The sequence below is a fragment of the Actinophytocola oryzae genome (assembly GCF_004364325.1).
GTDB lineage: Bacteria > Actinomycetota > Actinomycetes > Mycobacteriales > Pseudonocardiaceae > Actinophytocola > Actinophytocola oryzae.
In genome coordinates this window covers 53,575-74,997 of sequence record NZ_SOCP01000024.1, presented here as the reverse complement: position 1 = coordinate 74,997, position 21,423 = coordinate 53,575, and the positions used below count along the sequence as shown (strand labels likewise).

General features: G+C 70.3%; 20 protein-coding genes. 10 read left to right on the top strand and 10 right to left on the bottom strand.

Annotation, left to right across the window (positions count from 1 at the left end; genetic code table 11):
- The first annotated feature begins 50 nt into the window (after positions 1-50).
- From CLV71_RS41790 to phoU, 8 genes are all read left to right on the top strand, one after another.
- Positions 51-1,376 carry a type VII secretion protein EccE gene (locus CLV71_RS41790; protein WP_208297995.1) on the top strand — a complete coding sequence of 442 codons (1,326 nt, stop codon included), beginning with the start codon at positions 51-53 and terminating at the stop codon, positions 1,374-1,376.
- Positions 1,373-2,065 carry a helix-turn-helix transcriptional regulator gene (locus CLV71_RS41785; protein WP_133908503.1) on the top strand — a complete coding sequence of 231 codons (693 nt, stop codon included), beginning with the start codon at positions 1,373-1,375 and terminating at the stop codon, positions 2,063-2,065. Before CLV71_RS41790 ends, CLV71_RS41785 begins: the two co-directional genes overlap by 4 nt.
- A complete protein-coding gene (locus tag CLV71_RS41780; protein WP_133908502.1) occupies positions 2,065-3,711 on the top strand; it encodes a right-handed parallel beta-helix repeat-containing protein in 1,647 nt (548 codons plus the stop codon). The genes CLV71_RS41785 and CLV71_RS41780 overlap by 1 nt, the downstream gene beginning before the upstream one ends.
- A gap of 9 nt (positions 3,712-3,720) precedes the next feature.
- A complete protein-coding gene (locus CLV71_RS41775) occupies positions 3,721-4,371 on the top strand; it encodes a response regulator transcription factor (protein WP_133908501.1) in 651 nt (216 codons plus the stop codon).
- Between the two features lie 51 nt (positions 4,372-4,422).
- Positions 4,423-4,893 carry a hypothetical protein gene (locus CLV71_RS41770; protein WP_133908500.1) on the top strand — a complete coding sequence of 157 codons (471 nt, stop codon included), beginning with the start codon at positions 4,423-4,425 and terminating at the stop codon, positions 4,891-4,893.
- 192 nt (positions 4,894-5,085) lie between these two features.
- Positions 5,086-5,844, top strand: coding sequence for a GGDEF domain-containing protein (locus CLV71_RS41765; RefSeq protein ID WP_133908592.1), 759 nt, complete (start codon positions 5,086-5,088; stop codon positions 5,842-5,844).
- Positions 5,845-6,108: 264 nt separating this feature from the next.
- Positions 6,109-9,723, top strand: coding sequence for an LCP family protein (locus CLV71_RS41760; protein ID WP_133908499.1), 3,615 nt, complete (start codon positions 6,109-6,111; stop codon positions 9,721-9,723).
- Positions 9,724-9,805: 82 nt separating this feature from the next.
- Entirely contained in the window at positions 9,806-10,471 is a 666-nt protein-coding gene (gene phoU, locus CLV71_RS41755) for a phosphate signaling complex protein PhoU (protein ID WP_133908498.1), read from the top strand.
- A gap of 7 nt (positions 10,472-10,478) precedes the next feature.
- Here the strand turns inward: phoU and CLV71_RS41750 are convergent, their stop codons facing one another.
- From CLV71_RS41750 to CLV71_RS41705, 10 genes are all read right to left on the bottom strand, one after another.
- On the bottom strand, positions 10,479-11,252 hold the full coding sequence (locus CLV71_RS41750) for an ESX secretion-associated protein EspG (protein ID WP_133908497.1): 774 nt from the start codon (positions 11,250-11,252) through the stop codon (positions 10,479-10,481).
- Positions 11,252-12,946 carry a hypothetical protein gene (locus tag CLV71_RS50305; protein ID WP_133908496.1) on the bottom strand — a complete coding sequence of 565 codons (1,695 nt, stop codon included), beginning with the start codon at positions 12,944-12,946 and terminating at the stop codon, positions 11,252-11,254. Before CLV71_RS50305 ends, CLV71_RS41750 begins: the two co-directional genes overlap by 1 nt.
- Before the next feature lie 10 nt (positions 12,947-12,956).
- Entirely contained in the window at positions 12,957-13,508 is a 552-nt protein-coding gene (locus CLV71_RS41740; RefSeq protein ID WP_166664475.1) for a DUF3558 domain-containing protein, read from the bottom strand.
- On the bottom strand, positions 13,498-13,881 hold the full coding sequence (locus tag CLV71_RS41735) for a hypothetical protein (RefSeq protein WP_133908494.1): 384 nt from the start codon (positions 13,879-13,881) through the stop codon (positions 13,498-13,500). Before CLV71_RS41735 ends, CLV71_RS41740 begins: the two co-directional genes overlap by 11 nt.
- Before the next feature lie 84 nt (positions 13,882-13,965).
- Complete coding sequence (gene pstB, locus CLV71_RS41730) at positions 13,966-14,745, bottom strand: phosphate ABC transporter ATP-binding protein PstB (protein WP_133908493.1); 780 nt, start codon at positions 14,743-14,745, stop codon at positions 13,966-13,968.
- A gap of 12 nt (positions 14,746-14,757) precedes the next feature.
- Positions 14,758-15,840: a phosphate ABC transporter permease PstA gene (gene pstA, locus CLV71_RS41725; protein WP_133908492.1), complete on the bottom strand. Its 1,083-nt coding sequence runs from the start codon at positions 15,838-15,840 to the stop codon at positions 14,758-14,760.
- A gap of 1 nt (position 15,841) precedes the next feature.
- A complete protein-coding gene (gene pstC / locus CLV71_RS41720) occupies positions 15,842-16,819 on the bottom strand; it encodes a phosphate ABC transporter permease subunit PstC (RefSeq protein WP_133908491.1) in 978 nt (325 codons plus the stop codon).
- An 88-nt stretch (positions 16,820-16,907) separates the two neighbouring features.
- Positions 16,908-18,017, bottom strand: coding sequence for a phosphate ABC transporter substrate-binding protein PstS (gene pstS / locus CLV71_RS41715; protein ID WP_133908490.1), 1,110 nt, complete (start codon positions 18,015-18,017; stop codon positions 16,908-16,910).
- A 184-nt stretch (positions 18,018-18,201) separates the two neighbouring features.
- Positions 18,202-19,062, bottom strand: a complete 861-nt coding sequence (mshD, locus tag CLV71_RS41710; protein WP_133908489.1) for a mycothiol synthase — start codon at positions 19,060-19,062, stop codon at positions 18,202-18,204.
- A 23-nt stretch (positions 19,063-19,085) separates the two neighbouring features.
- On the bottom strand, positions 19,086-19,808 hold the full coding sequence (locus CLV71_RS41705; protein WP_133908488.1) for a winged helix-turn-helix transcriptional regulator: 723 nt from the start codon (positions 19,806-19,808) through the stop codon (positions 19,086-19,088).
- Positions 19,809-20,032: 224 nt separating this feature from the next.
- Between CLV71_RS41705 and CLV71_RS41700 the strand changes: the two genes are divergently transcribed.
- Together CLV71_RS41700 and CLV71_RS41695 are read left to right on the top strand one after the other, a co-directional pair.
- Complete coding sequence (locus CLV71_RS41700; protein WP_133908487.1) at positions 20,033-20,926, top strand: LmeA family phospholipid-binding protein; 894 nt, start codon at positions 20,033-20,035, stop codon at positions 20,924-20,926.
- A 14-nt stretch (positions 20,927-20,940) separates the two neighbouring features.
- Complete coding sequence (locus CLV71_RS41695; protein ID WP_133908486.1) at positions 20,941-21,357, top strand: TlpA family protein disulfide reductase; 417 nt, start codon at positions 20,941-20,943, stop codon at positions 21,355-21,357.
- The last annotated feature ends 66 nt before the right edge of the window (positions 21,358-21,423 follow it).

Sequence of the window (21,423 nt, the reverse complement as noted above, 5' to 3'; positions counted from 1 at the left end):
ACCGGTCCCCGTCACCGGTCCATACCGTCGGCCGGCGACAGGAGGTGACTGTGGACGCGACACCACGAGGAAACGCACTCGCCGCCCAGCGTGGCGCGAACCAGCCCGCGAGCCCCACGGCGGCCACACCGGTGAAAGTGGCTCCACCCTTGCGCATCGGCGCTGCTGCCGCCGCGCGTGCCGCTGCACGGCCGCTCGTCCAGGCGGCCCCCGAGACCGATCTCCACACCCGACCGCTGTTGCTCAGCCCCCCGATCCTGCCGGCGCGCCCCACCCCCGTCGCGCCGGCAGCCCCAACCCCGCCGAGGCACACCTGGACCGCCAACACCCGCGAGTACGTCCGGAAGCTGTCACCGATGCAGGTGATCTGCTGGCAGGTCGCCGCGTTGGGCGTGCTGCTGACCGTGCGGCAGCCGTGGCCGGTCCTCTCGCTCACCTCGGCAGGCGCCGCGGTCCTGCTGGCCATGACGACGGTCCGGGCAGGCGGTCGCTGGCTGTACGAGCTGGTCGGTCTCGCGGCCTCGTTCTTCGCGAGGCCCCGCCGCCGTGACCTGCCGACGTCCGGCGGCGTCCCCGGGACGACGCTCGCGCTGCTGGAGAACCTGCTGCCCGGCGCGACGCCCCGGACGGTCGAGACCAGCCAGGGTCCCGCCATGGCCATCAGCCACCAGGGCGGCCTGACCGCGACGCTCAAGCCCCGCGACCTCACACCGGAGCTGCTCGGCCGCCTGCCCATGCCCGCCGCGCTGCTCCCGGCCGCGGGCGATCACCTCTTCGGTGTGCAGCTCGTGCTCCACGTCGGCATCCGCCAGGACATGCCCCGCCGCCTGCTGGTGGCCGTGCACGCCGCCAGGACGGTCGACACCCCGGTCGACGCCGAGCTCACCCTGGCCCTGCGCAACGCGATGCGCCGCGTCCGACGCGCACTCGACCGGGCGGGAGTGCCCGCCCAGCCGCTCACCGAGGAGCAGGCGCTGTCCGCCATCGCGGGCCTGGCACACGTCACCGGCGGTCGCACGGAGGTCCGCGAGGACTGGCGGTTCTGGCGCACCGGCCCGGTCAGCCAGGCCACCTACCGGCTCACCGGCTGGGGTGCGCTGACCGGCACCCAGGCCAGGGGCATGGTCAGCAGCCTGCTCGCCGGCGTGCCCGGCGTGGCCTCGACGCTCACGCTCGGCGCACGGACCGAGCGGCGCGGCGAACCGATGGCACACGCGACCCTCCGCCTCGCCGCGACGACCGAGGCCGCCGTCGACGCCGCGGCGGGCCACATGACGAACCGGCTCGCGCCGTTGGGCGTGCGCCTCGCGCGGCTCGACGGCGGCCAGCTCTCCGGTGTCGCCGCCTCGCTTCCGATCGGAGTGTTCCTGCCATGACCGTGTTAGCGGAGAACCCAGTCACCGTCCTTTCCGGACACGCCACCCGCGGTCCGTCCAGTGCCGGCGTCGAGGCGTTGCTCGCGTCGGCGACCCGCGAGGTGCTCGTGATGTCCACACTGTCCGTCGCGGCACGCGACCCGATCGGCGGGCCGCGCCGCATCGACCACGAGAACCTGCGGCGCGGCGTGCGTTACCGGGTGATCGTGCCGGACACCGCACGCACCGCACCGGTACTCGCGACCCGGCTCGGCACGCTGGCACTGTCCGGCGCGGACACCCGGTCGGTGGCCGAGGTGCCGACGGACGCACTCGTGATCGACGGTTCGGTCGTGGTGCTGCCGGTGGACCGCACGGCTGGTGGCCGTGCGCAGAGCACGGCGGTGTTCCGGCTCTCGTCCGTGGTCACCACGACGACCGAGCTGTTCGAACGGGTCTGGCTGACCGCGGTGCCGATGAGCCCGACCGAGCTGCCCGACGCCACGGAGCTGTCCGCGCGGGAGAAGGAGCTGCTCGGCCTGCTGTCCTCTGGCAGCACCGACGAGTCCGCCGCGGCGCGGCTCGGCGTCTCGGTGCGGACCGTGCGGCGGATGGTCGCCGACATCATGAACCGGCTCGGCGCACGCAGCCGGTTCCAGGCCGGGGTCAAGGCGGCCGACCGGGGCTGGCTGATCGAGAGGGCCGGCTGATGACCATGGTCGGCTCGCGCACGCTGTTGGTGGCGCCCGGCAGGCACGGCGCCTACCCGACCATCGGCGACGCGCTCGGCAGCGCACCGGACGACGGTGTGATCGCCGTGGCGGCAGGCACGTACGCCGAGACGTTCGAGCTGGCCGACCGCCGCCTGACCATTCGCGCCCACGAGGGCGGCGAGGTCGTCCTCGACGGCACCGGCGGTGACTGGCCGGTGCTCGCGGTCTCCGGCGGCTCGCTCACACTGCACGGGCTGACGCTGCGGTCGACCGCGGCGGCCGTGCAGGCCGAGGACGTGGAGCTGACACTGGAGCGCTGCACGCTCGCCGCCTCGCAGGGACCCGCCGTCGCCGTCCGGGGCTGCCGCAGGTTCACCGTCGCCAGGTGCGTCGTGGACGGTGCCGAGCAGGGCGTCGTCGTGGAGAGCTCGTCGGGTCGGATCGAGGAGACCACGGTCTCCAACGTGGCGGGCGACGGCGTCGTGATCGGCCTCGGCGCCGACCCGGAGCTGCGTGGCTGTGTGATCACCGACTGCGGGCAGCGCGGCATCTACGTCTACCAGTACGCGCGGCCCGTCATCGAGAAGTGCGACGTGGCGCGGACAGGGCACGAGGGCATCGCGGTCGCCCAGCAGAGCAGACCGGAAGTCCGCAGGTGCCGGGTCCACGACGTCGGCGGGGTCGGCATCTCGTTCGCGGCGGGGTGCGCCGGCGCGATCGTCGAGTGCCAGGTGGAGAACTCCGCCCCGCCCGGCATCCTCGTGGCCGACGGCGCGACGCCGACGGTCACCGAGCCTGCCAGGCGGGCCACCTCCAGCGGCGACACCGGTCTCGACGACCTGCTCGCCGACCTCGACGCCATGGTCGGGCTCCCCGGCGTGAAGTCGGAGGTGCACGCGGTCGTCGACGAGATCCAGGTCAACGAGTGGCGCAAGCGCGCGGGGCTGTCCGTCGGCACGGTCAGCCACCACCTGATCTTCGCGGGAGCGCCCGGTACCGGTAAGACCACCGTCGCCCGCACCTACGGACAGCTGCTGAAGTCCCTCGGCGTACTGACGAAGGGCCAGTTCCGGGAGGTGTCGCGCCGGGACCTCGTCGGTCAGTACATCGGTCACACCGCGGAGAAGACGTCCGTCGTGTTCGAGGAGTCGCTCGGCGGCGTGCTGTTCATCGACGAGGCGTACACGCTGTCCAGGCAGGCGGGCTCCGGCGGCGACTTCGGCCAGGAGGCCATCGACACGCTCGTGAAGCTCATGGAGGACCACCGCGACGAGGTGGCGGTGATCGTGGCCGGCTACACGGCCGAGATGCGGGAGTTCCTCGACGCGAACCCCGGACTGGGCTCCAGGTTCTCCAAGACCATCGAGTTCGAGAACTACTCGCCGGACGAGCTGGTCCAGATCATCACGCGCATGGTCAACGGCGGCGACTACCAGTTGGAGGAGGACACCGCGCCGGTGCTGCGGGACTACTTCGCCCGCATCGCCGACGACCCGAACTTCGGCAACGCCCGCGACGCCCGGCGGCTGTTCGAGGGGGTGCGCAAGGTCCAGTCACAGCGGCTCCGGCTGCTCGGCCGGATGCCGGACACCGCGGAGCTGCGCACGCTCACCGCGGCGGATGTCCTGGCGGTGACCCGGTAACTTCTCCGTGTGCGGGTGCTGGTGGTCGAGGACGACGAGAACCTCCGCGTCGCGATCGCCGCGGCACTGCGGTCCGCCGGGTTCGCCGTGGACGCGGCAGGCGACCTGCCCGCCGCGGACGAGGCACTGTCGGTGAGCTCCTACGACTGCGCGGTGTTCGACCGGATGCTGCCGTCCGGGGACGCGCTGCGCTACGTGCGGCTCCGCAGGCCGTCGGTGCCGGTGCTGTTCCTGACCGCGCGTGACTCCGTCGCCGACCGCATCGCCGGTCTCGACGCGGGCGACGACTACCTCGTCAAGCCGTTCGCCGTCGAGGAGCTGGAGGCGAGGGTCAGGCGGCTCTGCAGGCGCGCGGGGTCCGGGCTGCCGCCCGTGCTGCGTTGCGGCGACCTCGAGCTGGACAGCGGCAGGCACGAGGTGCGACGCGCCGGGGTGCTGCTCACGTTGACCGGCAAGGAGTTCGACGTGCTGCGCCAGCTCGTGGCCCGGCAGCGCCAGCCGGTCGGCCGCACGGAGCTGATTCGCGAGGTGTGGGACCCGCTGGTCGATCCCGCGTCGAACGTCCTCGATGTCGTGATCGCGCAGTTGCGCAGAAAACTTCGGAACCCTCCGATGATTCACACCGTAAGAGGGTTTGGATACCGCATCGAACCGACGTGATCCCGGCTAGCCTGGGTCGCGAACCCGAGTCCCTCCGGGGGGATACCGAACATGCGCCGAGCTGTGCTCGCCGTCGTCACCCTTGCCTGTGTGCTCGTGGTCGCCGGCTGCACGACCTCCGTCGACGGCACGCCGGTCGCCGCCGCCTCACCCGCGCACGACCGCCAGCTGGTCGTGGACTACTTCAAGGAACTCAACGCGGCCGCCGCAGAGGGGCCTTCGACGCAGCGCCAGTTCCTGCAGCGCAGCCAGCATCCCGACTTCACCAACGAACTGTGTGACCTCGGCGACCTCACCCTGAACGTGGACCCGGCGATGTCGACGCTGCGGATGGACCCGGACTGGGTGCCGCCCGGCGAGGGCAAGGGCGCGACGCATCCGCGCGGCGAGGTCTACGTGCTCGGCGTGTCGGTCAGCATCCGGCAGGACGGCGCGTTGCTCGGCTCGCAGATCGGCTCACAGCGCGTGGTCATCCTCGACGGGAAAGCCTACGGGTTCGCTCCTTGTCCCACCGGAGGGTGACGGAGCGTCATTTTACGGTCACCCTGTACACCGGTAGAGGGAAATCCGGGCCAGCCGCCCCCCAACATCTCAAGACGGACACGACCTACGACGAAAAACACCGTACGTAGGGAGGTGAGCGCGGTGGCTTTACTCGACCAAGGAGTGGCCGGCTGGCGGGGAGAACGCCGCCCCGGCGACGCGACGGTGCCCATGCAGCACCCGGTCAACCCGGTGGAGCTGGAAGAGGCCAGCCTCGTCGAACTGCACCAGTCCATCGCCTCACTTCTGGCATCGCGTGGCGAGTGGCGGCAGGCCTACGAGCACCTGCGGCACGCGCTCGACCTGGCCACGGCGGAGAAGGCGCCGCAGGTGCCCGAACAGTTCCGCCAGGAGGTCGCACGGCTGCGCCGCGAACACGCGGAGGCCCGTGAACAGAGCATCCGCGACTCGCTGACCGCCAGCTACAACCGCCGCTACCTCGACCAGCGGCTGCTGGAGGCCGGGTACCGCGGCGCGTTCGCCGTCGCGCTGGTCGACCTCGACTGGTTCAAGCGGGTGAACGACACGTTCGGGCACCTGGTCGGCGACCGCGTGCTGCAGCAGGTGGTCGAGCTGCTGCAGACAGGTCTTCCGGAGGAGGCGTTCTGCGCGCGTTACGGGGGCGAGGAGTTCGTGCTGATGTTGCCGCAGCTCGAGGCCGCGGCGGCCTGGGCGGTAGCAGAGGCGGCGCGGGCGCGGGTCGAGCAGTTCCCGTGGACCACGATCGTGCGCGGCCTCTCCGTGACGGTCAGCATCGGTGTCGCACACGAGTCCGGCGCCAGCGGGCTCACGAGCCCTGAACAGCAGCTTCGCCTCGCCGACGGCCTGCTGTACACGGCGAAGCAGTCGGGGCGGAACTCGGTCGCCTACCGCGTCGGCGGGCAGGTGCGCCTGTCCGGAGCCGCCGGGAAACGTCGGCCGCGTGGCTAGTTACGGTCACCCTTGACTGCCCTCTTGCATCGGTTCGATAACATTGAGGGCCGGCGGTTGTAATACCCCGATCGGGCTAAGCGGTCGGGACCACTTGCCCACCGGTAGTGAGCAAATTTGGCTTGGCAGTCGTCTTGGGTGCCATCCGTACGTACTATCTACGCTCGACGAGCACACAGTGGGTTCGCAACCAACCCGCGACGCGCAACGTCTTCATAACGGAAGCGCCACGAAAGTGGTCCTACCAGACCGAGAGGAGACCGGGTGCCCGACGACCCACGCCACGGCGGCACCCGCGACCCGCACGAGCCAGGTAGGAGACACCGCCGCGAGGACGTGCCCCCTCCCGCTCCGGCCCATGCCGACGCGCCTGACGAGCAACCCAGGCGTCGCCGCAGGTCCGTCGAGTCCGGGGGGGTCAGCGTCGCGGACCTCGTCCAGCGGCACACCGGCTCCCGGCCGGATCTCACGGCACTCACCCCGGAACAGCTGCGGCAGAACGGACTGATGCCGGGCCGCCGCGCCCGCCAGGACGAACAGCCGCCGCCGCGTCGGCCCCAGGGCAGACAGATCGCCGCGCTCCCACCGCCCCAGCCGATCGCCGCGCCGCCGCTGGACCGGGGTGACGGCTTCCCCCAGGACCGGCCCCAGCAGCGCGGCCACCAGCAGCCGGACGCGGGCTTCCCCCGTGACGAGGGTGTCTCGAAGCGCCCTGGCGGCACCTCCTCGTACTTCACGATCCCGAGCGACGCCCTGCGTGAGTCGGTCTCGTCGGAACAGGCCGGCGACAACTTCGTCCACGACAACGGCTTCCCGGCCGACGGCTTCCAGAACACCACCGCCCTCCAGGCCGACGAGCCCCCGGTCCCCCCGGTACGCAGGCAGCGCCGCGCTCCCCGGCCCGTCGGCGAGACCTCAGCTCCCCGCAACGGCTTCCCGCCGGACGAGGAGGCCCCCCGCAGGGGTGGCGGTCACCGTGCCGCCCCGCCGCAGGGTGAGGGCTTCCCGCCGGACGACACCCGCCGCGGCCGTCGCGTCGGCGAGGCCTCCGGCCCCCGCAACGGCTTCCTCCAGGACGCGTTCGGGCCCGACCGCGGTCCCCGCCGTGCCGGCGAGGCGTCGAGCCACCTGCCCGCGCCGGGCGGGTTCGTCCCCGAGGAGGCAGGTGGCTTCCCGCCGGACGTGAACGCGGGCCGCAACGGTCGGCGTGGCAGGCGCGGTCCCGGCGAGCGCATGCCGGACGGAGGGGCCCCGCGCCGCAGGCGTCCCGCACCGGAGATGCCCGGTGGCCGCAGGGCAGGTGCCCCGGAGGACGGCTTCCCGCAGGAGGCACCCGGCAGGGGCCGCCACGTGCCAGAGGACCCCAACGGCTTCCCCACCGAGGTCGCCGGCCGCAGGCCCGGCGAGGCGTCCGCCTTCTTCGGTGGTCCCGGCGACGACCCCAACGGCTTCCCGCCCGACACCGGGCGCGGCGGCCGCCGGGTCGGCGAGGCGTCGGCCCACTACCCGATTCCCGGCGAGGGCTCCGGCCCCCGTCGCCGGGTCGGCGAGGCGTCCACGCACTTCGGCCCCCAGGAGGACGGGTTCCCGCCCGACACCCGGGGTCGCCACGCACCGGAGGACCCCAACGGCTTCCCGCCCGACCCCGGCAGGAGCCGCCAGGCGCCCGGCCGTCGCGTCGGCGAGGCGTCGGCGCACTACCCGGTACCCGGCGAGGGCTCCGGTCCGCGACGCCGGGTCGGCGAGGCGTCCGCACACTTCGGCGCCCCCGCCGAGGACGGCTTCCCGCCCGAGGGCCGCGCCAGGCCGGGTGACGGCCCACGTGACTTCCCGCCGGTCCCGGGCCCGCGCGACATGCCGGGCCGCCCGGAGGGCGCCGCCCGCAGGCGTGCGGGAAGGGCGGGCGCACCCCAGCCGGAACCCGCGCGCGAGCGGTTCCCCATCGACTCCGCGCCCCAGCCCGAACCGGAGTCCGACCTCTTCCCGGTCGACGACTTCCGTGCCAGCGAGGAGCCGCAGGAGACGCACCTGCCGCAGGACGCGCCGGCGCCGAAGCCGCGTCGCGCCAGCGGCGTGCCCGCCGTCCCGATGATGCCGCCGCGCCCCGACGACGACCCCATCTCGATGACCACCGAGATGGAGGCCATCGGCGACGACGTGCAGAAGCGGCGCACGATCGACCACACCCTCGCCAGGTTCTCCGCCGTCCACGACGAGATCAAGGCCGAGGAGCGCGAGAAGAAGGCCAAGCGCCGCAAGCTCCGCCCGTGGGAACGCGACGACGAGATGGACCGTCTCGACGAGCTCGAGGCACAGCAGTCCATGGCGATGGTCGTCCCCAACCTCGACCCGAGGGACGAGGAGGACGACGAGGACGACGACCCGAAGAAGGCCAAGAAGAAGCGCCGCTGGCGCAAGGGCAAGTACGCGGGCAAGGCGTTCAGCATCTTCTTCGCGGGCCTGATCTTCCTGTCGACCGCGACCGCGTGGGGCATCAAGACCTACATCGAGTCCGGCTCCCAGCAGGTCGACGCGCTCGACCCCGACTCCGACTCCATCCAGGACCGCGCCGCGCAGCTCGGCGACGAGAACTTCTTACTCGTCGGCTCCGACACCCGCGCCGGTGCGACCGCCCAGGACGGGGTCGGCGACGAGAAGTCCGTCGAAGGCGCCCGCTCGGACACCGTGATGATCGCCCACGTGCCAAAAGATCGAGAACGCGTGGTGGTTGTCTCTTTTCCCCGTGACCTCGAGGTGAACCGGCCGGCCTGCGAGGGGTGGGATCCAAAGACCGGAAGTTATACGGGTGAACAGCACCCCGAGGCGAAACGCGTCAAGCTCAACACCGCCTACCAGACGGGCGGCCCGATGTGTGTGACGAAGCTGGTCCAGAACCTGTCCGGGCTCGCGATCAACCACTTCGTCGGCATCGACTTCCACGGTTTCAAGGACATGGTCGACGCCGTCCAGGGCGTCCAGGTCTGTGTCGAACGGCCCATGAAGGACGACGTGCTCGGCATGGTCGTGCCCGAGGCGGGCAAGAACGTCAAGCTGACCGGCGACCAGGCGCTGAACTTCGTGCGTGCCCGCCACGTCGAGGGCGACGCGACCTCCGACTACGGCCGCATCATCCGCCAGCAGCGGTTCCTGTCGTCCCTGCTGCGCAAGGCGATGTCGACCGAGGTGCTGCTGAGCCCCGGCAAGCTCACCAAGTTCGTCGACGCGTTCTCGAAGGCCACGTTCGGTGACAACATCGGTGTGGACCAGCTGTTCACGCTCGGCCAGTCCATGCAGGGCGTCGAGGCGGGCCGGGTCACGTTCATCACCGTCCCGACCGTCGGCATCGAGAACGCGCGCCACAACGAGGACCTGCGGGTCGACGACTCCAACGCGTTGTTCGAGGCCATCCGCCAGGACGTGCCGCTGCCCGGCGAGGCACCCAAGAAGGACGACTCGAGGACGCAGACCCAGGCGCAGGCGAAGAACGGCGTGGTCGCGCCGCCGCCCACGCTCGTGGACCCCAAGGGCGTCAAGATCCAGGTCCTCAACGGCGGCAACGAGACCGGCGGCATCGCGGGCGACACCGGCGACCAGCTCGCCGACCTCGGCTTCGACGTGGTGCGTGTCGACGCGGCGCAGGAGCCGACCGACAAGACCATCATCAGGTACAGCAAGTCCCGCGAGGCGCAGGCCCAGACGCTCAAGGCGGCCGTGCCAGGCGCGACGCTGGTCGAGGACGCGTCCGTCGCTGGTGCGCTCATCCTCGTCATCGGCCCGGACTTCGACGGCACGGTCCAGTCGCCGACCACGGGTGGCCCGCCGGTCGACGTACCGGACAACCTGTCCACCGTCAACGCGGGCGACGTGTCCTGCGCCTGAGCCCCCGTTTGGTGGTTGCGGGTTCATCTGGGATTCACCGGGGAATGCCGTACCTGTGCGTAGGCGGCCGTAGGCTGTCGCCATGCGTGAGGCCTACCAAGTCGAACTGGGCCAGCTTGCCGACGAGCTGGCGAACATGTGCGCCATGGCGGGTACCGCCATGGAACTCGCCACTAGGGCGCTGCTGGAGGCCGACCTCGGCCTCGCGGAACAGGTGATCGGCGACGACGCGAAGATCGACGACGCCCGTTCGGCGTGCGAGGAGCACGCCTACGCACTGCTGGCGCTGCAGGCCCCGGTCGCGACCGACCTCCGCACCGTGCTGGCCGCCATCCACGCGGCGGAGAGCCTCGAGCGCATGGGTGACCTGGCACTCCACGTGGCCAAGGCCGCCCGCCGCCGTCACCCGAACCCGGTGCTGCCGGAGCAGGTGCGTCCGTACTTCGCCGAGATGGGCCGGGTCGCGGTCGAGCTGGCACGCTCCGCCGAGAGCGTGATCCTGAACCAGGACGTCGAGAAGGCCCGCTCCCTCGAGGAGGCGGACGACGAGATGGACGACCTCCACCGCCACCTGTTCTCGGTGATCATGGAGAAGGACTGGCCACACGGCGTCGCCGCCGCGGTGGACGTGACGCTGCTCGGCCGTTTCTACGAGCGCTTCGCCGACCACGCCGTGTCGGTGGCCAAGCGGGTCGTCTTCGTGGTGACCGGCCGCATGCCCGGCTACGCCGACGACGACGAGCTCTGAGCGTCACTCAGCGACGTGGGGCGATCGACTCGATCAGCTCACCGAGCTGCTGGGTCAGGCGCGCTGGGTCGGCGGGGCTGTACGTGCCGCGGACCCGGCCGTCCTCACCGGGTGGCCGCACCACCGCGAGGTAGCGGCCCGCGTCGGTGTCGATCCATGTGACCTGACCGCCCTGCCGCTCGAGCCCGGTGCGACGGTCCCTGCCCGACACGGTGAACAGGCCGGTGCCCGTCCTCGGTCTGCTCAGATAGCTCTCCGCCAGCCGCAGCTGCTGTTGGTCGCTGTTCTGCGTGCGGTAGACCGGCGCCATGATCTCGTCGGCTTCGGGCCGGTCCGCGGTGCCCGGCAGCGTGATCGTGACCGACTGGCCGGGTGCGGACTCCAACGCGGGCAGCAGACCGACGAGCGACACGGCGAGCGCGGTGGGCCGGATCGGCTCCACCCGCAGGGTGTCGCCCTCCATGACGGCCAGCACGCCGTGCTCCCCGGCCGCGGCGGCCCGCGCGTAGACCTTCCTGGTCTTCTCCACCGTTCCCATCACCCCGACGGTGATCACGTACTCCGACAGCGTCCGCAGCGCGCGGACCAGCTCCGGGTCGATGTCGGCGCCATGGACGAGGCCCTGCCTGCGCAGGTCGACGAACACCTCGGCGGCGATGCGCCGCCGGTCCCGCTCGTACTCACCGAAGTACGGGATCTCGAAGGGGAACTGCCGGAGGTTGACCTCCAGGGTCTGCGCCAGGACGTCCGCGGCGGGCAGGGACAGTGTGAAGCCCGCCATCACTCACCGATCACCGGTGGCGCTGTCATCTCGTCGGTGCCGAACACGGCGTCGGGGTCGCCCTCGACGAGGTACGACGCGCGCTGGTGCTCGCCGTCCTCCTCGTCCTCGCCGCGCCTGCCGTGCGGCATCATCCCGCCGGAACCGCCTCGGCCACCCGCGGCGCCACCTCGGCCGAGTGCGCCGCCCTCAGCCGCGGCCGCCGAGCCCGGTCCCATCCCGGCACCCGGTCCACGGCCGAGCTGGTTGCCGCCGGAGCCGTAGGAACCCGACGAGCCGGGCACACCTCCCGAGCCGAGGCCACCGCCGGGTCCGAACCCACGGCCGCCGCCGAAGCCACGGCCGCGTTCGAGGTCCCCGACGCCGGTCGCCCCTGGCAGGCCGCCGATGGGCAGCGGCGTGCCGCCGGGGAAGTTGGCGTTCTGGCCGCCGCCGGTCCCGCCGGGGTTGCCGCCACCGCTGGTACCCGGTGTGGGGAACTGTCCGGGTCCCGGCAGTCCAGGCAGGTCACCGCTCGGGTTGGTGCTGCCGTTCCCGGAACCGTTGCCGGAGCCGTTGCCCGACCCCGAGCCGTTCCCGTTGCCGTCGCCGTTGCCCGAGCCGTCCCCGTTCCCGGAACCGTTCCCGTTCCCGTTGCCGTTGCCGTTGCCCGACCCTGGGTCGTTCGGGTTTCCCGGGTTGTCGGGATCGTTCGGGTCGTTGGGTTTACCGGGGTTGTTCGGATCGTTCGGGTCGTTGGGGTTGGTCGACGGGATGTCGGTGTGCCCCGGCGGCAGACTCGTGTCCCGGATGTTGTTCGAACCGGACGAGTCGTCGTCGTTGTCGTACAGGTTCTCGTTGTCCGTGCGGTCGATCTGGGACCGCTGGACGTTGACGTCACCGCCCCCGTCGGACAGCTGCGGCGGCGGGCCGAACGCGGGCATGGTGCTGGCGCCGGCAAGGCCGCTGTCGTACTGGCCGACCACACCCGCCGCCTCCTCGTGCGCGGCCTGCTGCTCGTTGTACTGGTTCATGTACGTGCCGAGCTTCGACGCGAACGTCACGGGGTTCGTGGTCGTCAGGAGGTCGGCGCGGGCCGCGTCCAGGTCGAAGTCGACCGGCTCCGGCATGTTGCGCTTGGCGTCGGCGAGCGCGGACGCCTGGAGGTTGGTCTGCGTGCCCGCCAGCTGCGCGCCCTGGCCCGCGGCGCCGACCCAGTTGCCGACCTCCGCCATGAACCCTCTGGCCGAGTTGCCCGCCGCGCCCTGCCAGTCCGCCTCGCTGTTGTTGATGGCCGAGGCGACGCCCTCCTGGAAGCGGACCATGGCGTTGCCCGCGTCGATCCACAGGTCACCCGACGAGCCGACGTCGTCGGGGGAGGCGTCCTCGTTGACCATGGCCTTGAGCTTCTCGTGCGGGACGCCCATGTAGTTGGTGCAGCTGGAGATCGGGCCGTCGCGGGTGTCGATGCCCTGCGCGAGGGTCGTGGCGCGGGAGGCCATCTCCTGGTTGTAGGTGTCCTGCACCCGGCCCTCGTGCGTGAACTTGTTGATCAGCTGCTGGAGCCACCAGCCCTGCTCGTCCTCGCGGGTGATCCGGTGCTCGGTGTCGGTGCGGACCTGCTGGCCGGTCTCGGTGGTGGACCGCCGGTCGATGTAGGTCGAGCTGTTCGGGTCCTGCGTGCGGTCATGGTGGCGAGGGTTGCGGGATGCCATCACGCCCTCCTCATGGCAGTCGCTTCTCGACGGCCGTGGCCAGCTGCGTCGCGAGCCGGCAGGCCAGTTCCTGGTTCTCGCCGCCGACGGCGGTGTTGTCGACGCGCGAGGTGTCGGTCACGCCGATGCTCACGCCGCAGCCGCCGCCCGGGTCGGTGAACGAGGCACCGTCGTGGCCGCCGACCTTCATCGGCTGGATGTCGTCGACGTTGAGGTCGTCGAGGCCGATGCCGTCGAACAGCTCGACGGAGACCGTGAAGGAGTCGTTCAGCGTGGCGCCCTCGTACCGGTACCGGCACACCCGCGCCCCGCTGACCTCCTTCTCCTCGCCACCGGTGAGCTGGAGCCCCTGGACGTCGGCGGGCTCGAGGATGTCGCACGGCTGGAGGTCGGCCACCCCGCCGCCGCTCTCGCTGGGGGTGGTCGTCGGCTCGTCGGTCGGCTGCTCGGACGTGCCCGTCGGCTCACCGCTCGCGGACGGGTCACCGGAGGTCTGCTCCGTGCAGCCGGCGAGCAGGGCGAACAGGGCGACGGCGGTGGCCACGACCGGGCTAGACCGCACGGAACGTCCCCGTGATGTCACTCTCGGTCGTACCGTACTGCCGCATCGCCTCGGTGATGGCGGCCTCGGCGTCGACCAGCGACGCGCGGAACTCCTTCAGCCTGGTCACGAAGCCCTGGTCGTCGGTGAAGACCTGCTGCATGTAGGGCTTCATCAGGTTCGCGCCGTTGCTCCTGCCCAGCGGCAGCGCCCGGTGCGTGGTGTTGAGGTCGGCCATGTTGTCGTCGACCCAGGCGGCCATGTCGCGGATCGCGGCCAGCATCGCCTTGCCGCCCGTCTCGTTGACGGTGAAGGCACCGGCCAGCGCCGCTTCCTTCAACCCCGACATCGACGGGACCCCGCCGCCGCCACCCGCGTCAAGCATGAGGAACACCCCTTCCACCTGGGACACTATTGTGACGTATGCCCCAGACGGAAGGTTCCCGTTCGCGAAACCGGCGTGATCAGCAAGCTCCGCTCAGCCAAACCTTCCGGAGATGTAGTCCTCAGTGGCCTTCTGGCTCGGGTTGGAGAAGATCTTCTCCGTCGCGTCCATCTCGATGAGCTTGCCCGGCTGCCCGACGCCCGCGAGGTTGAAGAACGCCGTCTGGTCGCTCACGCGTGCCGCCTGCTGCATGTTGTGCGTGACGATGACGATCGTGTAGTCCTGCTTCAGCTCGCCGATGAGGTCCTCGATCGCGAGCGTGGAGATCGGGTCGAGCGCGGAGCACGGCTCGTCCATCAGCAGGACGTCCGGCTGCACGGCGATGGCACGAGCGATGCACAGACGCTGCTGCTGCCCACCCGACAGCGACGAGCCCGGCCGCGCCAGCCGGTCCTTGACCTCGTTCCACAGGTTCGCGCCGCGCAGGGACTGCTCGACGATCTCCTCCGCGGCGGACTTCGACATGCGCTTGTTGTTCAGCCGCATGCCCGCGATCACGTTGGCGGCGATCGACATGGTGGGGAACGGGTTGGGCCGCTGGAACACCATCCCGATCGACCGGCGCACCCGCACCGGGTCGACCTCGCGGCCGTACAGGTCCTCGCCGTCGAGGGCGATCTTGCCCTCGATGCGCGCGCCCGGGATCACCTCGTGCATGCGGTTGAGGGACCGCAGCACCGTCGACTTGCCACAGCCGGACGGTCCGATGAAGGCCGTCACCGCACGCGGCTCGACCGCCATGGACACGCCCTCGACCGCGAGGAAGTCGCTGTAGTAGATGTTGAGGTCCGAAATGTCCAGTCGCTTGGCCATGTTTCCTTGTCCTTACCGGCGGCCGGTCTTGGGCGCGAAGAACCGTGAGATGAGACGGGCTACGAGGTTCAGCAGCATCACGATGATGATCAGCGTCAGTGCCGCGGCCCACGCCCGCTGGTAGTTGATGTCCGTGATGCCCTTCGGCACGAGTCCCTGGCTGTAGGAGCGGAACACGTACACCGGCAGGGTCATCATCCGGCCGTCGAACAGGTCCCCGTTCAGCGAGTTCGTGTACCCGGCGGCGAGCAGCAGCGGCGCGGTCTCGCCGATGACACGCGCGATGGACAGCGTGATGCCGGTGACGATGCCTGCCGCCGCGGTTCTCAGCACGACCTTCACGATGGTCAGCCACTTCGGCACGCCGAGCGCGTACGCGGCCTCGCGCAGCTCGTTCGGCACGAGCTTGAGCATCTCCTCGGACGCACGCACGACCACCGGGATCATCAGCACCGCCAGCGCGACCGAGCCGACCACCCCCATCCGCACCCCGGGCCCGAAGAACAGGGCGAAGAGCGCGTAGGCGAACAGGCCTGCGACGATCGACGGGATGCCGGTCATGACGTCGACGAAGAACGTGATCAGCTTGCCGAGCCGCGTTGGCCCGTACTCGACGAGGTAGACGGCGGTGAGCAGGCCGATCGGCACGGAGATGACCGTCGCGAACGCGGTGATCTCCAGCGTGCCGATGATCGCGTGGTAGGCGCCACCCGCGTCCATGCCGCCGTAGACGCCGCGCATGGTCGTGTTGAGGAAGTAGAGGTCGAACCGCTGGACGCCGTTCGAGATCACCGTCCACAGCAGGCTGACCAGCGGGATCAGCGCCAGGATGAACGCCGAGTACATCAGCGTCGTGGCGAGGCGGTCCTTCGCGGCCCTGCCGCCCTCGACCATCCGCGAGATGAGCACCAGGGCGACCGCGAACACGATGGCGCCGAGCACCACGGTCAACGCGACGCTGAACGAGCCGAGCAGCGACAGCAGGCCACCGACGACCACGAACGACACGACGAGCACCGCGAGCGGGGTGTACCTGGGCAGCTTCCCCGCGGTGAGGCTCACGGGGAGGAGCGGGGTGTCCAGTGATGTCGTCATCTCAGTTGGCCCCCGAGAACTCCGCCCGGCGGCTGACGATCCACCGCGCGAACATGTTGACGAGAAGGGTGATCACGAACAGCACCAGACCGGTGAAGATCAGCACGTTGACGCCGAGCCCGGAGGCCTCGGGGAACTTCAGCGCGATGTTCGCGGCGATGTTCTGCTGCTGGCCCGCCTTGAGGATGAAGATCGAGTACATGAGCCCCGGCGAGAGCACCATGGCGACGGCCATCGTCTCGCCGAGCGCGCGGCCGAGGCCGAGCATGGTGGCGGAGATGATGCCGGACCGTGCGAAGGGCAGGACCGCAATGCGGACCATCTCCCAGCGCGTGGCGCCCAGCGCGAGCGCCGCCTCCTCGTGCAGCGTCGGCGTCTGGAGGAAGATCTCCCGCGACACCGCCGTGATGATCGGCAGGATCATGACCGCGAGGACGATGCCCGCCGTGAGGATCGTGCGTGGCGGGTTGGCCGCGGGCCCGGCGAACAGCGGGATCCAGCCGAAGTAGGTGGTGAGCCAGTCGAAGAACGGGTGGACCTTCGGCATCAGCCAGAGCGCGCCCCACAGGCCGTAGACGACGCTGGGGATCGCGGCGAGCAGGTCGATGACGTACCCGAGTCCGGAAGCGACTCGTCTCGGCGCGTAGTGCGAGATGAACAACGCGACCCCGATGGCGATCGGCGTCGCGATGACGAGCGCGATCAGCGCGGCGAGGATCGTGCCGAACACCAGCGGGCCGACGTAACCGAGGACGGACTTGCCCTCGAGCCAGTTGATGCTGGCCGTCAGCCGCTCGCTCGACGTCGAGATCGCCGGCCAGCCCTCGACGATCAGGAAGATCGCGACCGCCGCGAGCACGACGAGGATGAGGACACCCGCGTACTTCGCGCTCGCCGAGAAGACCCGGTCGCCTGGACGCTGTGGTGGACGATTGACCGCCGGCTTCTCTTGGAGCCTGGGCTCTTCCGTTGTGGTCACTGTGCGATCTCCGTCAACAGGAGGGGGACGGACCTAGGTCCGGCGGGCGGCACCGTGGCCACCCACCGGACCTAAGTGGACCGTACTACTAGGCGATGGAGGTGAGGGCCGCTTCGACCTCGGTGCGCAGCGAGTCCGAGATCGGCGCGGAGCCTGCCTCGTCCGCGGCCACCTTCTGGCCGTCGGCCGACGCGATGTAGCTGACGTAGGCCTTAACGAGCTTGCCCTGCTCGGCGTCGTCGTACTTCGAGCACACGATGATGTAGGACACCAGCAGCAGCGGGTAGGAACCGTCGGTCGTGGTGTCACGCTTCAGGTCGAGGGCCAGGTCGTGCTCCGGCAGACCCGACACCTTCGGGGACTCCTCGACGACCTTGGCAGCGCCCTCGGCCGTCGGCTCGACGAACTTCTCGCCGACCTTGATCTTGGCGACACCCAGGGTGCCCGCCTGGCTGTGGTCGGCGTAGGCGATGGTGCCCTCGCCACCCTGCACGGCCTGCACGACACCGGAGGTGCCCTGCGCGGACTGCGTGCCCTGCTTGGGCCAGTTGCCGGTCGCCGGGTAGGGCCAGTCGGCCTTCGCCGTCTTCGACAGGTAGTCGGTGAAGTTCTGCGTGGTGCCCGACTCGTCCGAGCGGTTGATCGGCGTGATGCCCGTGTCGGGCAGCGTCGCGCCGGGGTTGTCCGCCGCGATGGCCGCGTCGTTCCACTTGGAGATCTTGCCGTCGAAGATCTTCGCGACGGTCGACGGGGACAGCTGCAGGTCCTTGAGGCTCGGGAGGTTGTACACCACCGCGATCGGGCTGATGTAGAGCGGCAGCTCGTAGGCGTCGCCGCCACCGCAGCGCTCCTTGGCGCTGGTGCGCTCCTCGTCCTTCATCGCGGAGTCGGAGCCTGCGAACGCGGCACCGCCGTCGAGGAAGGCCTTGCGCCCACCGCCGGAGCCGACCGGGTCGTACGACAGGTCGACGTCGGGGTTGGCCTCGCCGAACTTCGCGATCCACGCGTTCTGCGCGGACTCCTGCGAGGTGGCGCCTGAGCCTGCGAGGGTGCCGGCCAGGTCGCTGGCGGCGGCGGTGTCGCCGCCGGCGCTGTCGTTACTCCCGGAGTCCGACGCCGGGTCGTTCCCACAGGCCGTCAGCGCCAGGGCGCCGGCAGTGACGATGGCCGTGATACGGCCGTAGCGGATGCGCTTCACTGGATCCTCTCGGGGCAACTCGATGTCACTGAACTGCTCGCACGACCGAGTGGCGCGACAGCCTCAAGGCGTGCAGCGCGGACGCTAGGGAGCGGGAATGGACAGCCCCGGGTGTTGGGGTGAACACCAGGTGAACAAGACCAGATTGTGACCTTTGTTGCTTCCGACCACCGTGATGAAGGTATTACCGCTGGTAGGCGACGTTGGTGTACGCGAGGGTGAAACCCAAACGGGTGTACACCGCGACAGCAGGCCCGTTGTCGGACTCGACGTAGAGGATTGTCTCGGGAACGCCGCGCGCCTTGAGGTGGTGCAGGCCGACCAGGGTGAGTGCCCGGCCGAGCCCGCCGCCCTGCGCGTCGGGGTCCACGCCCACGACGTACACCTCGCCGGTGCCGTCGCCGTGCACCTTCGTCCAGTGGAAACCGATGACGTCGTCTTTTTCGTCCACCGCGAGAAAGAAGCCGTCGGCGTCGAACCAGGATTCCCGCTCGGCCGCGACAACGTCGGCGACGGTGAGCATTCCCTGTTCCGGGTGCCAGTCGAATGCCCGTTTGTTGACCGCGACCATCGCCGCCTCGTCCTGCCCTGGAACGAAAGCGCGGACACGGACGCCGTCACGCCAGACCGGTTCCGGTAGCGGAATGTCGTTGCCGAGCCGCATGAGAAGCAGTTCGCGGACGCGGCCGAGGCTTTTCCGTTCGGCGATTCGCGCGGCGGCCGGGTGGTCCCGGTGCGACCACAGCCGCAACGGGCCGTCGACGGTCAGCACCTCGTCGACCAGCGCCGTGCCGATACCGTTGCCCCGGTGCGCGGGGTGGACGAACAGCTCGACGATCTGGTTGCCGAATGCGTCACCCGCCGGGTCGACGTGCGCGTAGCCGACGAGGGTCCCGCCGTCGGTGGCGAGGAGGTGCCTGCCGCCGCGGAACTCGCGTGGCAGCGGCCCACCCGGCCCGACCTCCGGCGTGCCGTCGGCCTCGCGGGCCGCGAGGAGCAGCGGCAGCACGGAATCGTCGGGCTCGTCTCGCCAGGTGATCTCCACGAGCCCGACGTTACCGTCTCAGGTCAGAACTGGGCGTCGACCGGCTCTTCCGCGATCTCCTCGCCGAGGGCGGACTTCGGGGGCTGGACGAACTTGTAGCCCACGTTGCGCACGGTGCCGATCATCTGCTCGTGCTCGGTGCCGAGCTTGGCACGCAGCCGCCGCACGTGGACGTCCACGGTGCGGGTGCCGCCGAAGAAGTCGTAGCCCCAGACCTCCTGCAGCAGCTGCGCACGCGTGAAGACGCGCCCGGCGTGCTGCGCCAGGTACTTCAGGAGCTCGAACTCCTTGTAGGTCAGGTCGAGCGGCCGACCGCGAAGGCGGGCCATGTAGGTCGCCTCGTCGATGACCAGCTCACCCAGCCGCAGGGCACCGTCCGCGCCGGGGGCGCCGGCGGGGCCCCTGGAGGTCAGCAGCCGCAGCCGCGCATCCACCTCGGCGGGTCCGGCGGTCGGTAGGAGGATGTCATCGACCCGCCACTCCGAGTTAACGGCGACGAGGCCGCCCTCGTTGACGATGGCGACGACAGGGGCGCTGTCCCCACCCGAGGTCAGGAGCCGGCAGAGGCTCTTGGCCGCGGCGAGATCGGTACGCGCGTCGACGAGGACCACGTCCCGTGAGCCCGCCTCGAGCAGGGCGGTGACCTCGGGCGCCTGGGTGCGCACGTGGTGGGGCAGCAACATCAGGGATGGCACGACCGAGCCCGGCGTCGGGTCCGCGGTAAGCAGTAGCAGGTCGAGGCTCATGAGGCCCGCCTCTCTGGATACGCTCCGTGGCTTTTCGGGAGAATAACCGGTGTGGCGAGCGAATGTCCTGGTCGTGACGTATGCGTCACACGTCTGCACCAACGATCGAGTGATCCTTGGCAACCAGTGTGACTCCTGGGACCACGGAAACATGAACGTAACGTAATTATCGCTCGTGAGTACCCCTGACAGGCCCGCGGACCCCACCGAGGATCATTGGACCCATGACGACGACAGACACGCCGCCCCGACCCGCGCCTCGCAAACGCCGGTCGAGGAGGGTGCGCAGGCTCGTCATCGCGCTCGTGGTCCTGGTCGGGCTGCTGGTCGTCGCGGACTTCAGCGCCGCGGCGATCTTCGAGTACCAGGTGTCGAAGCGGGCACGTGACCAGTTCGACCTCTCCGACGACCCCGCGGTGAAGGTCGGCGGCTTCTCCTTCCTCGCGCAGGCGATCTCCGGCGAGTACTCCCACGTCACGATCGATGCCAGGGGTGTGCCCGTCGAGGACACCCTCCGCGACCTAGAGGTGCACATCGAGATGCGGGACGTGCAGGCGCCGCTCGGCGAGCTGGTCTCCGGCTCGCTGAAGGAGGTCAAGGTCCGCGAGGTCGAGGGCCAGGTCAAGGTCAAGGCCTCGGACGTCAACCGGGCCATCGCGAACAACGAGAACACGGCGATCCGGTCGATCACCAACGTCAAGATCGACCCGGTCACCGAGCAGGACGTGCTCACCGACCCGGACGACCGCACCGACGCCGAGCAGGAGGCCGCCGAGCGCGCGGCCGAGGCGGAGATAGAGGACACCACCGCGGGTGCGCGGATCTGCGCGACCATCGAGATCGGCGGCGAGGAGACCGAGGCCTGCACCTACGGCATCATCTCGCTGGTCGAGGGCGCCAAGATGACCTTCACGCCGAGCCGCATCGAGCTGTCCAACTCGGTGCTCGGCACGGGTCAGCTGCCGCCCACGCTGGACGCCGCGGTCAAGCAGGCACTCAACTTCACCCTCGACCCCGGCAAGCTCCCGTTCACCGTCACACCCACGGCCGTGACCGTCGAGCCGGGCGTACTGTCGGTCAAGGGCACCGCCAGTGACGTGGTGCTCGGCAGCTCGTAGCTCGTGGGAGTCGCATGGTCGGGGTGCTCGTCCTGGTCGGCACGCTCGTGCTCGCGAGCGCGGTCGGCGTCACCATGAAGGCACGCGACGGGCGGGTGCGGGCCACCCGCGAGAGTGCGCTCCCCCCGGAGGTCGCGGCTCTGGTGCGCCCGGCTGGAGTGACGCTGGTGCAGCTGTCGACCACGTTCTGCGCGCCGTGCAGGCACACGCGGGTACTGCTGTCCGACCTCGCCACCCGCACCGACGGCCTCCACCACGCCGAGCTGGACCTGACAGAGCGGCCTGACCTGGCACGCGAGCTGTCGGTCCTGCGCACCCCGACCACCATCGCGGTCGACGGCACCGGCAGGGAGATCCTGCGGGTCGGCGGAGTACCCGCGCGGGACGAGCTGCTCGCGGCGCTGCGACCCCATCTCGGGCCGTCCCAGTAAGTGGGCAGACCGTCCACCACCAGGGGAGGCGGCGGTACTGTGCTAGGCGTGTACTCGATGCTGACC

Excerpts from the sequence above, each read along its gene's own strand:
- CLV71_RS41785 (WP_133908503.1), top strand. The coding sequence starts at position 1,373 with ATGACCGTGTTAGCGGAGAACCCAGTCACCGTCCTTTCCGGACACGCC.
- CLV71_RS41780 (WP_133908502.1), top strand. The coding sequence starts at position 2,065 with ATGACCATGGTCGGCTCGCGCACGCTGTTGGTGGCGCCCGGCAGGCAC.
- CLV71_RS41770 (WP_133908500.1), top strand. The coding sequence starts at position 4,423 with ATGCGCCGAGCTGTGCTCGCCGTCGTCACCCTTGCCTGTGTGCTCGTG.
- CLV71_RS41765 (WP_133908592.1), top strand. The coding sequence starts at position 5,086 with ATGCAGCACCCGGTCAACCCGGTGGAGCTGGAAGAGGCCAGCCTCGTC.
- phoU (WP_133908498.1), top strand. The coding sequence starts at position 9,806 with ATGCGTGAGGCCTACCAAGTCGAACTGGGCCAGCTTGCCGACGAGCTG.
- CLV71_RS41750 (WP_133908497.1), bottom strand. The coding sequence starts at position 11,252 with ATGGCGGGCTTCACACTGTCCCTGCCCGCCGCGGACGTCCTGGCGCAG.
- CLV71_RS50305 (WP_133908496.1), bottom strand. The coding sequence starts at position 12,946 with ATGGCATCCCGCAACCCTCGCCACCATGACCGCACGCAGGACCCGAAC.
- pstB (WP_133908493.1), bottom strand. The coding sequence starts at position 14,745 with ATGGCCAAGCGACTGGACATTTCGGACCTCAACATCTACTACAGCGAC.
- pstA (WP_133908492.1), bottom strand. The coding sequence starts at position 15,840 with ATGACGACATCACTGGACACCCCGCTCCTCCCCGTGAGCCTCACCGCG.
- CLV71_RS41705 (WP_133908488.1), bottom strand. The coding sequence starts at position 19,808 with ATGAGCCTCGACCTGCTACTGCTTACCGCGGACCCGACGCCGGGCTCG.
- CLV71_RS41700 (WP_133908487.1), top strand. The coding sequence starts at position 20,033 with ATGACGACGACAGACACGCCGCCCCGACCCGCGCCTCGCAAACGCCGG.
- CLV71_RS41695 (WP_133908486.1), top strand. The coding sequence starts at position 20,941 with ATGGTCGGGGTGCTCGTCCTGGTCGGCACGCTCGTGCTCGCGAGCGCG.